This window comes from Paenibacillus sp. FSL E2-0178, assembly GCF_038593005.1.
Taxonomy (GTDB): domain Bacteria; phylum Bacillota; class Bacilli; order Paenibacillales; family Paenibacillaceae; genus Paenibacillus_AQ; species Paenibacillus_AQ phytohabitans.
The window spans coordinates 5,644,607-5,657,583 of the sequence record NZ_CP151953.1 but is presented as its reverse complement, the minus strand read 5'-3'; the positions used below and the strand labels follow the sequence as shown (position 1 = coordinate 5,657,583).

Here is a 12,977-nt window from a genome sequence, read left to right as displayed (position 1 = left end):
TGGGTTCACCCCCTTATTTAAAAAGAAAACAGCTGCCACCCTGTGAGGAATGGCAGACATTAAGTGCTGGATATACGACTGTATTGATTGAACTAGAGATAATTCCAATGGAGACTGCGGCCGTAACTGCGTGGATTTTGAACTTCCGGCCGCTGCCCGTCTGCAGATTTCTTGATTTGTACCGCTGTTCGCGGTTGAAATCCGCAGACTGATGATGCTTCCGGAGCGAGCTTTCCTGCGGAAAGTTTTCAGGCGGACGCTACCGCTCCTTCCAGTTCCAAAATTCCCCTCCGTTACTATAGCCCTTTTGGTATGGAATTAAGTTCAACTTATACAAGTTCATTAAAATATGGGATAGTTTATATTTTACACTAAATTATTTACGATACAAAGCCAGCTTCTCATTCAGTTCGCGGGTCTGGCCGTAAACATCCTGATACAAGGCGAAGATGCCGTCGTAGATTGCAGCCTGCTCTGCATTAGGAGTGTAGGTTTCAGCCGGACGGATGAAGGCTTCCGCGCACGCTCCCAGCGATTCAAACCAGCCGGCTCCGTAAGCAGCGAGCATCGCCGCGCCCATCGCCGGACCTTGCTCACTCTCCAGCTTGATGATTGAAGCGCCGAAGATATCGGCCTGCATCTGCAGCCAGGCTTCATTCTTGGCGCCGCCGCCGATCGCCACCACCTCAGTGATCTCTTTGCCGGATTCACGTACAATCTCAATCGATTCACGCAGCGAGAAGGTGATGCCTTCCAGCACAGCGCGTGTAAAGTGGGACAGTGTATGGCCGGAATCCATGCCGATGAAGCTGCCGCGGATGTTCGCATCCGGATGCGGTGTACGTTCTCCGCTGATATACGGTGTGAACAAGAGGCCGCTGCTTCCGGCCGGGATTTCATTTACGCCCTGGAGCAATTCGTCGAAGCTCTTCTCAGCGGCAAAAGTCTCCTTGAACCAGGTCAGACTGTGGCCCGCCGCCAGTGTAACGCCCATGATATAGAAGGCATCCTTCTCACTATGGTTGAAGAAATGGACTTTACCTTCAAGGTTAAGATCCTTGTTGCTCTCATAAGACAACACGACTCCGGAAGTCCCGATACTGCACATCGTCCGGCCTTCACCCAGAATTCCGGCACCGAGTGCGCCGCACGCATTGTCTGCACCACCGGCGAACACCTTGGTGGAAGGCAGCAATCCGGAAGCTTCGGCAATCTCCGGAAGCAGGGTTCCGGTCTGCTCGAAGGATTCCACAAGTCTAGGGCAGATAGAGAGCGGCAGACCGAAGGCTTCGGCAATCTCCGGGCTCCACTCCTTGGAGCCTACGTCGAGCAGCAGGGTTCCGGCTGCGTCTGAATAATCCATAGCATAGTCACCGGTCAGGCGGTAACGCACATAATCCTTCGGCAGCAGGAACAGCTCAGCCTGCGACATTACCTCCGGCTCGTTCTCTTGAACCCATAGAATCTTCGGAAGCGTGAAGCCTTCCAGCGCGCGGTTTCTGGCAATTTCGATCAGCTTGCCGCCAAGCGTCTTCTCAATCTTGCGGCACTGGGCTGTTGTGCGTGTATCGTTCCACAGGATCGCCGGACGCAAAGCCTTACCTTCGCCGTCAACGAGCACCAGTCCGTGCATTTGGCCGGAGAAGCTGATTCCGTCCACTTGCGAAGAATCTACACCGGATACCTCCATCAGCCGCTTCAGGCTGACGATTGTCCCTTTAACCCAATCCTCCGGATTCTGCTCACTCCAGTTCGGCTGGGGTCTGCTGAGCGGATAAGCCTCAGAGTGCTCGAACGCAACTTTGCCCTGGGGATCTACCAATACAGTCTTCACTGCGCTGGTTCCGAGATCGACACCGATTACATATTTCATAGTTATCCTCCTAAAAGTTTTGCGAGCTTCTGCTTCCTGAATTCACTTCAAGTAAAACCCGCTTTGTAAGCATCTGCTTAATTATATGAAGCATTAACCATATTACTGAAGCCTGTGCATCAGCCATTCTCCGCCTTACACATCTATTCTCCACCAATAAAAAGGGGCTGCCGAAGAATGCTCTCTTCAGCAACCCCCGTTGCGTTTATCCTCTGATGAATCTGCGGCAGCTGCCGCAAATCCGGTGCAGTCTTACTCTACTGTCAGGATGTACTGGTTAAGTGTAGCTCTCAGCAGTTCCTGGCGTCCGGACTTGTTCGGACGCGGGTTTTCGTTGTTCAGTGCATAGTCAGCAAGCGAAGCGAGTGTCGCTTTGCCGGATACGATGTCCGCACCGATACCTTCATTGAAGCTGCTGTAACGCTCAGCAATGAAGTTCTCGAATACGCCGTCTTCCAGCAGTTTGGCAGCTACCTTCAGACCCTTGGCGTATACGTCCATACCGGAGATGTGTGCCAGGAACAGATCCTCAGGCTCGAAGGAAGGACGGCGTACTTTGGAGTCAAAGTTGATTCCGCCTTTGCCCAGACCATCGTTCTTCAGTACTTCATACAGAGTCAGGGTAGAATCGTAGATGCTTGCAGGGAATTCATCGGTATCCCAGCCGAGCAATGGATCGCCCTGGTTCGCATCAAGCGATCCCAGCATGCCGTTGATACGGGCTACGTGCAGCTCATGCTCGAACGTATGGCCGGCCAGTGTGGCATGGTTAGCTTCAAGGTTCAGCTTGAAGTGCTTATCCAGGTTGTACTTCTGCAGGAATGCGATACAGGTTGCTGCATCGAAGTCATATTGGTGTTTGGTAGGCTCTTTCGGTTTAGGCTCGATCAGGAACTGGCCATCGAAGCCGATTTCCTTAGCATAGTCAACAGCCATGCTGAACAGGCGGGCAATGTTGTCCTGCTCAAGGTTCATATTGGTGTTCAGCAGCGTTTCGTAACCTTCACGGCCGCCCCAGAATACATAGTTGTCAGCGCCCAGACGTTTACCAACTTCCAGACCTTTCTTCACTTGTGCAGCAGCGTGTGCGAACACATCAGCGTTGCAAGTGGAGCCTGCACCGTGCATGTAGCGCGGGTTGGTGAACATGTTAGCTGTGTTCCACAGCAATTTTTTGCCGGAAGCCTTCATGCCTTGTTCAAGGATATCTACGATTGTATCGATGTTGCTGTAGAATTCACGCAGGGACGCGCCTTCAGGAGCGATGTCCACATCATGGAAGCAGTAGTACTGCAGATCCATCTTCTCCATGAATTCGAATGCTGCTTCTGCACGGGCTTTCGCCTTGTCCAGTGTGCTGAGCTTATCCCAAGCGCGGACTGCAGTTTCAGCGCCGAACGGATCGGAACCGCCAGCTGTTAATGTATGCCAATATGCCATTGCAAATTTCAGGTGCTCTTCCATAGTTTTGCCGGCAACGATTTCTGTAGGGTTGTAGAATTTGAATGCGTAAGGGTTAGTGGAACGGCTTCCCTCGTAAGAGATCTTGCTCACTGTTTCAAAATAAGCCATTTGTAAAATCCTCCTCGATATTTTGCTTCGCCCGCAAGCGTTTACAGCAACATCTTATCACATCTTCAGGACTTTGTATATTGGTTAAACAAAGTTTTTGAGAACTTTTATTTTGCCTGTTTTTTATTCTGTGCCGGGCAGAGCAGCCTCTCTCTTCTCGCTTTATTTTCACCTGATGATGCTGAACATAAAGTACCCTCCGGCAGTGCAGCCTATGCGTATAACTGTAATTTCCCCGCCTCACCCGGACGTTAATCTAGTTGCTTTTTGCCGCTCTTCATTCTAGACTAAATGGCATACCTTCTCCGCGTAAGCGCTGCTTCAAGGCTTAATGCATTACGTATGCGGGAAAACCGAAACCTATAAGCTCCGCCCTGATTGAGTGCCTTTCCTCATTGTTATGTGCCGTACTCAGCAGGCCGGATAGTCTTATATTTCAAAAAAGGAAGTGTGCTTCTTGAAAGTTACCGGTGATCAGGCGCTGGTCAAAAAAATCAACAAATCGATTATTTTACATACGATCCGTATGCAGTCCCCCGTCTCCCGGGCCAAGGTGTCCGAGATGACAGGTCTTAACAAGGCTACGGTCTCCAATCTAGTCGCCGAGCTCTGCGGGCAGGAGCTGGTTACCGAAGCCGGTCCCGGAGAATCCAGCGGGGGACGCAAGCCGCTTATGCTGCATTTCAACGAAATGGCCGGAAGCGTTATCGGGATCGAGCTGCGTGTTAAACAGCTTAAGGCCGTGCTCTGCAATCTGGGAGGCGGTATTCTTCATGAACGGGATTGTGCGCTGGAGGCCCACGACTTCCCTTATGTACTGGGGCAGATGCAGCAGATGATCTCGGAGCTGATTGCCGAGGCGCCTCCTTCGCCCTATGGCATTGTCGGCATCGGAGTCGGCGTGCCGGGAATGGTGGATGAACACGGAGTCGTCCTGTTTGCGCCCAACCTTGGCTGGGAAATGGTCGATCTGCGGTCGATTCTGGAAAGCGCCTTCGCGGTTCCGGTCACCATTGACAATGAAGCCAATGCCGGGGCACAAGGGGAGCTGAACTTCGGGGCGGCGCGAGATGTGCGCCATCTGCTGTATATCAGTGCAGGCTCGGGGATCGGGTCCGGAATCATCATCGGCGGAGAATTGTATAAGGGCGCACGCGGATACGCCGGGGAGACCGGGCATATGACGATTGAGGCGGAAGGCAAGCCCTGCAGCTGCGGCAGCCGGGGCTGCTGGGAGCTCTATGCTTCGGAGAAAACGTATGATAATCCCGGCCTTTCCCTGCCTGCCCGCACCACTACCGAACTGGTGGCGTATGCGCTGGAGGGGCAGCCGGATACCCTGCGCCATTTTGACTCCATTGGGGAATATCTGGGCATCGGAGTCACTAATCTGATCAACAGCTTCAATCCGGAGCTGATTGTCATTGGGGGTGCTCTGTCTGAAGCCGAACCGTGGCTGGGCGAGCCGCTGCGCCGGGTAGTAGCCGAGCGTACGCTTCCTTACCACAAGCAGCAGCTTGAGATCACTTTTTCCAGGCTGGGCAGCCGCGGAACGATGATTGGTGCAGGCTTTTCTGCAGTCATGCACTTTCTCGGCAACATCCGGGTAACCCTATAGACATATTGACAAGTAGAAACGGGTGCCTTCCTTTTTTAGAAGGGCACCCGTTTTAGAGAGAAATAGAAGGATGATTTTAGCGTAGAACATATAAGCTCTTATATTTTCGTAAAATTGCCGCATTTGCAGCCGCATTTCCTGCACTAAAAGGAATAGCAATCCTATATAATAAGGATATACGTGTGACATTTATCACCATACCCCTTTTTCTGAATGGAGAGAGCGTCCATGACTTATGTTGATACGTCAGATATTTCGGCGAAGATGTTCATCACCGTGCTGCTGCTGCTGCTTATTATCGCCCCACTCATCAGCCTTGGCGTCCTGCGCCTGTTCCAATCGAGGAAGAAATCCGGATTCATGCTTATTAGCAGCGGCATTGCCATATATGCTGTTTTTCAAATTGTCATGTCGTTTACTCATACTTAGCCTAGCGGCCTCCAAACGGGGTTCACGCTTGCAAGACAGCGGTATCTTGTATCCCCTTCATGTATCTGTTCTAGCAGGAAATACAAAAAGCAGCCTGGATTCAATGACTGCTTTTTGATATATCCGTTGTTCCTCTGGTGCGCAGTACACACTCAAACCGCTCAACCCCCGGATATTTTTCTCCCAGACTGTGAATCTCAAACCCTGCCTTGCTATAAAAGCCTACCGCATCCTGATCCGTTTCTGCCCTCAGCAGCTCTACCTGCTCCCAACCGGAAATTTCTGCGATCATGTTGCTGCCAATGGTGCGTCCGCGCCAATTCTTCTGGACAGCCAGATGTCTGATCTCCACCTCAGGTGCAGCAGCGCAGCTGATTCCTGTGATTCCGGCCAGTTCCCCGTTAATGAAGCAGCCAAACAGCTCACAGCCCTCCGCAGCAAGGTATCTCTTCAGCTCTTCGTTAACTCTCTGATCATCCGCCCACATACATTCTGCGAGCAGGCTCTTCACGGCATCGCTGTCCCAGTAATTCTTTAAGCTGATTAACAAGTTACCCTTCTCCTCTCATTCAGGACAACGAAAAACCGCCTCCGGAGGGAAGCGGCTACTGTATTCTCCTTAAGTCCGGCCAGCTATTCCTTAAATCGTAGCCAAAGCCTTGTCGAACTTGGTTTTGTTCATGCCGACGATTTTGAACTCACCGATAACCGTAATAGGAACAGCTCTCATTCCCATATCCCATACCTGCTGTGCATAATCATCGTTCTGCTCGATGTTGCGCTCTTCGTAGGCTACACCTTTATCGTTCAGGAAGCTCTTCACCTGACGGCAATGCGGACAATTGGTTGAAGTGTACACAATTACATTCTCCATAGTATGATTTCCTCCTAATTTGTAAGTATAAGAATCTGTGATCTATTGTAGCACCGGAGTGCCTTCTATTCCAAATGGAATCTTACAGAATAACCGCGCTGTGCTCCAGGCTCTCGATATATTTCTCGGCATCCATCGCCGCCATACAGCCGCTGCCTGCAGCCGTAATCGCTTGTCTGTAACGGGTATCCTGCACGTCACCGCAAGCAAACACGCCGGGAATATTCGTCTCGGAGGTTCCGGGATTCGACACAATGTAGCCGTTAGCATCCGTAGTGATTTGTCCGCCCAGGAAAGAAGTATTAGGATGATGGCCTACAGCTACGAATACACCGCTGGCTTCAATGAACTCTTCTTCACCGGTCTCATTGTTAATCACCTTCAGGCCAGTCACACCTTTGTCTCCGGCAATAACTTCAACAGGCGTACGGTTGAGTCCCCAGGTAACTTTGGCATTATCGCGTACACGGTCCTGCATAATCTTGGAGGCACGCAGCTCTTCGCGGCGGTGCACCAGGGTTACCTTTGACGCGAATCTTGTCAGGAAGCCCGCTTCCTCCAGCGCCGAATCGCCGCCGCCGACAACCACGATTTCTTTGCCGCGGAAGAAGAATCCGTCACAGGTTGCGCAAGTGCTGACACCGCGTCCGATATTATCCTGCTCCCCGGGAATCCCGAGATATTTCGCTGTAGCGCCGGTGGAAATAATCAATGTATCTGTAACCAGTGTACCCATGCCTTCTACATTCAGCTTGAACGGACGTTCGCCCAGCTCTACACTGTTCACCCAGCCGGTAACGAACTGTGCTCCGAAACGTTCAGCCTGCTTGCGCATATTATCCATCAGATCCGGACCCAAAATGCCTTCCGGGAATCCTGGGAAATTCTCGATCTCTGTTGTAGTTGTAAGCTGTCCGCCTGGCTGCGGACCTTCAATAACGAGCGGGCTCAGGTTCGCCCGGGCCAAGTATATGGCAGCCGTCAATCCGGCCGGTCCAGTACCTACAATAATTGATTTGTACATGATTATATCCTCCTTGAGATGGACGGCAAAGACGCCATTTCTTAATTAAAATTATTATAATGTAGTATTTATTATGATCATCTCAAGGGAATATGTCAATATGCCAGACACGGTGAAAACGTTCCTATTTTGTGAACAATTCAATTTTAAGCAATTAAATATTTGGCTGGGCCGGTTAAACGGCGTATTCGGCTTTTTTTAGCGCAAAAGACGCAGTCCGTTAAGGATTACAAGAATGGTGCTGCCCTCATGGCCCACCACGCCAAACGGCAGCGCGATCCCCTGTACAAAGTTGCTGATCATCAGTGTAGCTATCACCGTCACGGCAAAAATCATATTCTGCTTCACAATCCGCTGCGTGCGGCGGGCCAGGGCAATTGTAGAAGCAATCTCCTCGATATTATCGTTCATCAGCACCACATCGGCAATCTCCAGCGCAGCTCCGCTGCCTTTCATGCCCATCCCCATACCAACCGTTGCTGTAGCCAGCGCAGGCGCATCATTAACACCGTCACCCACCATAATCACATGGCCGTATTGTTCACGAAGCGATTTGATATGCGATACCTTATCTTCCGGCAAAAGACCGGCGAATACCAGGTCCACTCCGGTCTTCCCGGCAATCACCTGTGCGGTGGCCTCACGGTCACCGGTAAGCATCGCTACCTTAATGCCCAGCTCCTGCAGCTTGCGCACCGCCGTCTCCGCCTGGGGACGCACCGTATCCTGCAGCGCAATCATTCCGGCGATGGTGTCTCCGGCGAGAATCAGCGATACTGTCTTCCCTTCCTGCTCCAGTCGGCTGCGCAGCGCTCTCCAGTCTTCCGAACCCTCCTGCGGTTCAGCGCCGTCCACTTCATCCAGCAGATTGGACTTGCCGATCCGCCACAGCTGGCCGTTAATGGTCCCCTCAATCCCCCAGCCGGTAACCGATTTGCTCTCTTCTATGTCGTGCAGCTCTACCTGCTCAGCTTCAGCAAGTGCAACAATCGCTTCCGCGAGCGGATGGCCGGACAGCTTCTCAATCGAAGCACTGACGGACAGCAGCTCTTCACGTCCATAACCTTCTCCGGCAATGAAATCCGTTACCTGCGGAACCCCTTCCGTCAATGTACCCGTTTTGTCAAAAGCAACTACAGAGGTTCGTGCCATATTTTCCAGGTGGACACCGCCTTTGAAGAGAATCCCTTTGCGCGCACTCTTCGAGATGGCCGACAGCATGGCCGGCATAATGGAGGATACGAGTGCACACGGAGAAGCCACTACCAGAAAGACCATTGCTTTATAGAAGGTATTGCTCCAGCTCCAGTCCAGCAGAAACGGCGGCAAAGTGATCAACAGGGCCGTTGCGGCTACTACAACGCGGGCATAGACGGATTCAAGCCGTTTGATAAAACGCTGTGAATCCGGCACTTCATTCTCGGCTTCTTCAACCATCCGGATGATCTTGGCGAACAAAGTATTCTCTGCCGATTTGGTAACTTCAATATATAGCGGGCCTTCACCATTCACTGTACCGGCGAACACTTCACTTCCGGCTGCTTTGTCCACGGGAAGCGATTCTCCGGTAATGGACGCCTGATTGACAGAGGATTCCCCGCGGCATACCTTGCCATCTGCAGGGATAAGCTCACCGGGACGGACCAGCAGCAGATCTCCGATGGCCAGCAGATCAATCGCCACCTCATTCATTGCCCCCTGCTCAATGCGCACAGCCGTGGCAGGTTTGAGCGCCAGCAGCGAGGAGATATCCTTCTTACTGCGCTCCATCGTGTAACTCTCGAGCGCGCCACTCAGCGCGAAGATGAAGATTAGCATCCCGCCTTCATTCCAGTAACCGATGGAAGCTGCGCCTAGAGCCGCGGCAATCATCAGCAGATTGACATCCAGATCGCGCTCCTTGACCAGCGTCTCCACGCCTTCCTTCGCCTTGATCCAGCCGCCTATCGAATAGGAGATCACATAGAGAATTACGGATATCGTCTCAGACCAGCCGCTGGCGGCCCAGGCGATCAGCATCATCAGCCCGCTTCCGAGCGCTGCCTGCATTTCGGCATTTGAGATCATAGCCAGCGGATCGAAGCGTCGCGGCTCCGGCGTCCGCGGCTGCTTAGCGCCTCCTTGACGCGCGACGGATTTGGGCATTTGTTTCGAGGTTGCTTGCATTATAAATCACCTTCCTGATTGTAGTTGTATAAGAGGCATACATGAGAATGAGAGCCGAATGAGAACCATTATGCGCAACTGAGAATGAAAGCAGAATGAGAACCATTATGACTCGACTGAGAATGAGAGCCATTATTAAGACCCTTAAAATGACACATGCTGCCCCGGCTTAGCCGGGACAGCATGTTAAATGAGAATGATAATCATTGTTGTGATAATGCAACTATATTTCCTCAATGCAACTTATAGCTATACTATATCACGCCCGACGTAAAAGTAAACCTGGAAACAAGCCTGTTTTTTCGGAGGGTTGACCACCACCTTGAGCAAAGCCCGCGCGCCGGTTGGGGAAAGTTTTGAGGGATGTTTTGAGGAAATTATGGAGGCTGCTGAGAATGGCGCTGGTGGTGCGAACGAAAGGGTGTGTGGAGTTTGCATAAGCCGGCTGCTGAGTGCTGTTATGAGAGACCGCCCATATGATGCTACATAGTGTGAACTTAAGTATCCAACTTGCTGCATGTGCGGAACCCTTGGGTAGCAAGGGGTTCATCCATCGGCAGGTCATCATTCTTAGGTTCAGCATATATAAGTGGAAAAACGTATCTTAATTCGGACGAATGGAATGATTTCAAGCAAGCAATTGGAAAAAAGGCATTTAATTCAGTTCATTTACCTTCATGTAGCTCATACGCAGCGATTTAAGTGCTGTTTATCCAACTGCTGTTTCAGCAGACGCTCTTCGTTCATCAGCAAGTGGAGAAAATCCAACTGCTATTTCCGGCCGCCGCAGCATCCCGTGACGGAGAATTTGAGGATAATTGCTATTTCGAGGGATAAAAAAATGCCCGCCATAATTCTGCTGGTGCAGCTGGCGGGACACTTTTGAGTATGCATTAAGCTCTGCCTACAACTATAGTAGAACCTCCACTTTCACCGAGCTACGATCCGGATAGACAGGCACTACCGTACCTGCCAGCAGTTCACCGTCAACACGGATTTCCTTGACGCCTGTGCAGACACCGCTCTCGTTCTTCACGGTAATCTCATACAAGCAGCCGCGGAATCTCCGGGAAACGGAAAAGCCCTCCCAAGAAGAAGGGATGCACGGGTTAACCGAAAGTCCGCCGAGTACGGGCTTAATGCCCATAATATACTGCGTAGCGGCTACATACATCCACGCAGCAGTTCCGGTCAGCCAGGATACATTCGCCAGCCCGAATCTGTCAGATTCCGGTCCGAACAGGTTGGAGGCATAGACGTACGGTTCCGCTTTATAGCGCCATAATCCGGCTTGCTCCATCGCAATATTAGGAATCAGCTGGCGGTAATATTTGTAGGCCTGATCTCCTCTGCCCAGCATGCATTCCGCAATAATCGCCCAGGTATTGGCGTGGCAGAAGACGGCCCCGTTCTCGCCTGTCCCCTTGTTGTAATTGGTCAGCGGATCTGCAGGATCGGGGAAATTGGTAATGGACGGGTGCAGCTTCTTAATGCCAAGCTCCGTATCCAGAATGTCGCGGACACTGTCCATGGCCTGGAGCGCTTTATCAGGCTCACCCATGCCGGACAGGGTCGCCCAGGTCTGGGCGTTAAGCCAAATCTGGGCTTCGTCATGCTCAGCGGTGCCCAGATAACGCCCGTCATCCATGACTGCCCGCCGGAACCATTGGCCGTCCCAGCCGAGCGTGTTCACCAGCCGCTTCTGCTCCTCGTACAGCCTGTCATAATCCGCCGCATGCTCCGGATGACCGGCTGCCGCCGCCAGGTCCTTCATGCGCAGCAGCACGGTTCCGAACTGCATCGCCGTCCAGATGCTCTCCCCTCTGCCCTCACGGCATACGCGGAACAGCTGGTCATTCCAGTCCGAGCGGAGCATCAGCGGGAAGCCGTTCGGCCCCAGCCGGGAGACGGTGAAGTCTACCGCACGCTTCAAATGATCATACAGCGGTGCTTCCCCGCCATCATAGAAAGGCAAACTCTCCTGCAGGAATCCGGCATCGCCAGTCTCTGCGAGAATATCCCATACGGCCAGCGCCGTCCACAGGTGGTCATCGGAGTGAATACTGGTCACCGGGTCCCAGCCCTCATTCGGGAAAAAGTAATGATTCACATGCCCGTCCTGATACTGCTGCCCAAGCAGCAGGCGGACCTTGTCTTTGGCCGCCTCCGGATCTAATGGAGCTACGGCCAATATATCCTGGGCGGTATCCCGGTAGCCTACTCCACGGAATGTTCCCGTAGCATAGAACGAAATATTGCGCGAGAAAAGAAAGTTCCGCTGCGACTGATACGGATTCCAGATATTGATCATGCGCTGCGCATCTTTATCCGGCAATTCGCAGTTCCAGGCGCCCAGATAGCTGTCCCAGTTCTCCTTAAGCGCCGCAAAGGAACGGGTGACGAAATTCTTCTCCCGGGAATGGCCGATGGCCTGTTCGATCTCAGCCTCATTCATCGCCGTCCCCAGGAAGAAGTTCACGGTGCGGATCTCGCCGGGCTGCAGCCTCACTTGAACCTGAAGCGCTCCGCAAGGATCTCCGCCAAGTATTGTCGAGCCTGTACAGCCGCCCTGCTCAACCGCAGCCGGATTCGATTCACTTCGGTAGCTGCCGATGAATTCCTCCCGGTCCCCGTCATAACCGGCCAGCGGCGCATCCGACATCATATAGACCAGCGGCGTCTCATCCGGCTTGGGCTGATTCTCAACTCCGTACTTGTAGATAAGGGCTTCCTTGTCATGATACTGCACCGACACCTGATGCTTGTTGTAGCATTGCCATTGCAGCTCACGCATGAATTCCATCATGCCAAACTCGGCATAGGCATACACGTTCAGATCCTTGACCTCTGTACTATGGTTAGTCAGCGTCAAATTCCAGATCAGCGAGTTCTCGTAAGGTCCGACAAAATAAACGGTTTTTGCCGAAACTTCATCCTGCGCGGCTTCAAAGCGGGTATACCCCATGCCGTGGCTGCTCTTCCACTCCTGCGGCTTCTGAAAAGCAGGCTCATAGGTAGGGCACCAGTAGCTGCCCGTTCCGGCATCCTGCAGGTAAATATAAGGGCCGGAGCGGTCGGTCGGCAGATGAAAGAAACGATAGCGTGTAATCCGCCAGATCTGCGGGGATTTATAAAAGGCTAATCCGCCGCCCGCATGGGACAGCATGGTATGGAAGGTGCCGTTGGATAAATAGTTCAGCCATGGGGTCGGCATATCATGGCGCTTGAACTCTACCTCCTTCGCGTCATCGCGGAAGGTGAAATACTGGTCCAGCTCCTGCTCGCGGGCAAACGCGCTGCCCCCGGCTGCAGGTTTTGCAGCATTGTTACTCTGTGTGCGGCCGGAATGGCCTGCCAGATGGATTGTTCCCGGTTGGTTCGTCATTAGTCTGGCTCCTCTCCATTTAGGATTACTCATTGC

Annotated in this window: 9 protein-coding genes; 2 read left to right on the top strand and 7 right to left on the bottom strand. The window is 52.4% G+C overall.

Annotation, left to right across the window (positions count from 1 at the left end; translation table 11 throughout):
• Positions 1 to 376 precede the first annotated feature (376 nt).
• Positions 377 to 1,873 carry a xylulokinase gene (gene xylB / locus MHI42_RS24730; RefSeq protein ID WP_342420941.1) on the bottom strand — a complete coding sequence of 499 codons (1,497 nt, stop codon included), beginning with the start codon at positions 1,871 to 1,873 and terminating at the stop codon, positions 377 to 379.
• A 252-nt stretch (positions 1,874 to 2,125) separates the two neighbouring features.
• Positions 2,126 to 3,445 carry a xylose isomerase gene (gene xylA / locus MHI42_RS24725; protein WP_342420940.1) on the bottom strand — a complete coding sequence of 440 codons (1,320 nt, stop codon included), beginning with the start codon at positions 3,443 to 3,445 and terminating at the stop codon, positions 2,126 to 2,128.
• Positions 3,446 to 3,902: 457 nt separating this feature from the next.
• Between xylA and MHI42_RS24720 the strand changes: the two genes are divergently transcribed.
• On the top strand, positions 3,903 to 5,063 hold the full coding sequence (locus MHI42_RS24720; protein ID WP_342420939.1) for an ROK family transcriptional regulator: 1,161 nt from the start codon (positions 3,903 to 3,905) through the stop codon (positions 5,061 to 5,063).
• Positions 5,064 to 5,291: 228 nt separating this feature from the next.
• A complete protein-coding gene (locus MHI42_RS24715; protein WP_342420938.1) occupies positions 5,292 to 5,492 on the top strand; it encodes a hypothetical protein in 201 nt (66 codons plus the stop codon).
• Positions 5,493 to 5,592: 100 nt separating this feature from the next.
• Here MHI42_RS24715 and MHI42_RS24710 read toward each other — a convergent pair whose 3' ends face one another.
• The 5 genes from MHI42_RS24710 to MHI42_RS24690 form a co-directional block, all read right to left on the bottom strand.
• Positions 5,593 to 6,042, bottom strand: coding sequence for a GNAT family N-acetyltransferase (locus tag MHI42_RS24710; RefSeq protein WP_342420937.1), 450 nt, complete (start codon positions 6,040 to 6,042; stop codon positions 5,593 to 5,595).
• Positions 6,043 to 6,132: 90 nt separating this feature from the next.
• Complete coding sequence (locus MHI42_RS24705) at positions 6,133 to 6,366, bottom strand: glutaredoxin family protein (protein WP_039308604.1); 234 nt, start codon at positions 6,364 to 6,366, stop codon at positions 6,133 to 6,135.
• A gap of 82 nt (positions 6,367 to 6,448) precedes the next feature.
• Complete coding sequence (gene trxB / locus MHI42_RS24700) at positions 6,449 to 7,390, bottom strand: thioredoxin-disulfide reductase (protein WP_039308607.1); 942 nt, start codon at positions 7,388 to 7,390, stop codon at positions 6,449 to 6,451.
• A gap of 198 nt (positions 7,391 to 7,588) precedes the next feature.
• Positions 7,589 to 9,556, bottom strand: a complete 1,968-nt coding sequence (locus MHI42_RS24695; protein WP_342420936.1) for a heavy metal translocating P-type ATPase — start codon at positions 9,554 to 9,556, stop codon at positions 7,589 to 7,591.
• A 910-nt stretch (positions 9,557 to 10,466) separates the two neighbouring features.
• Positions 10,467 to 12,941: a glycosyl hydrolase family 65 protein gene (locus tag MHI42_RS24690; RefSeq protein WP_340985269.1), complete on the bottom strand. Its 2,475-nt coding sequence runs from the start codon at positions 12,939 to 12,941 to the stop codon at positions 10,467 to 10,469.
• Positions 12,942 to 12,977 lie beyond the last annotated feature (36 nt).

What these genes read in the sequence shown, in the direction of transcription:
- xylA (WP_342420940.1), bottom strand. Translation starts at nt 3,445, where the DNA reads ATGGCTTATTTTGAAACAGTGAGCAAGATCTCTTACGAGGGAAGCCGT.
- MHI42_RS24695 (WP_342420936.1), bottom strand. Translation starts at nt 9,556, where the DNA reads ATGCAAGCAACCTCGAAACAAATGCCCAAATCCGTCGCGCGTCAAGGA.
- xylB (WP_342420941.1), bottom strand. Translation starts at nt 1,873, where the DNA reads ATGAAATATGTAATCGGTGTCGATCTCGGAACCAGCGCAGTGAAGACT.
- MHI42_RS24705 (WP_039308604.1), bottom strand. Translation starts at nt 6,366, where the DNA reads ATGGAGAATGTAATTGTGTACACTTCAACCAATTGTCCGCATTGCCGT.
- trxB (WP_039308607.1), bottom strand. Translation starts at nt 7,390, where the DNA reads ATGTACAAATCAATTATTGTAGGTACTGGACCGGCCGGATTGACGGCT.
- MHI42_RS24690 (WP_340985269.1), bottom strand. Translation starts at nt 12,941, where the DNA reads ATGACGAACCAACCGGGAACAATCCATCTGGCAGGCCATTCCGGCCGC.
- MHI42_RS24715 (WP_342420938.1), top strand. Translation starts at nt 5,292, where the DNA reads ATGACTTATGTTGATACGTCAGATATTTCGGCGAAGATGTTCATCACC.